This is a genomic window from Streptomyces sp. BE303 (assembly GCF_036290945.1).
Lineage (GTDB): Bacteria > Actinomycetota > Actinomycetes > Streptomycetales > Streptomycetaceae > Kitasatospora.
The window spans coordinates 1-328 of the sequence record NZ_JAQYWZ010000372.1 but is presented as its reverse complement, the minus strand read 5'-3'; the positions used below and the strand labels follow the sequence as shown (position 1 = coordinate 328).

Here is a 328-nt window from a genome sequence, read left to right as displayed (position 1 = left end):
GATCTCGTCGCCGAAGCGCTCGAAGCCCTCGCGGATGGTGGTGAAGACGCCCAGGGTCGAGGCGGTTGTTGGCTTTCCGGGGGTGGAGGTGGTTCTGGCGGGCGTGGGGGGCGTGATGGGTGGGGGGTATGTGGTGGTGGGCGCCGTGGCACATCGTGTTGATGTTGGTCTGGAGTTTCTGGTGGCGGATGCGCTTGATGCGCTGGCTGTTGGTTTTTCCGTCGCACTCGGCCTTGGCGCGGGCGGGGTCCTGCGGGGCCTGCGTCGGGGCGAGCGGGCGCCGCGAGCGCAGCTCCTTGGCGAGCAGCCGCTGGCGGTACTCCCGCGG

Annotated in this window: 1 protein-coding gene; it reads left to right on the top strand. The window is 69.8% G+C overall.

Going from position 1 to position 328, the window contains the following annotated elements; genetic code table 11:
• Positions 1 to 34: 34 nt before the first annotated feature.
• Positions 35 to 328: hypothetical protein (locus tag PUR56_RS06220; RefSeq protein ID WP_443034441.1), on the top strand; the 294-nt coding region annotated here is incomplete at its 3' end.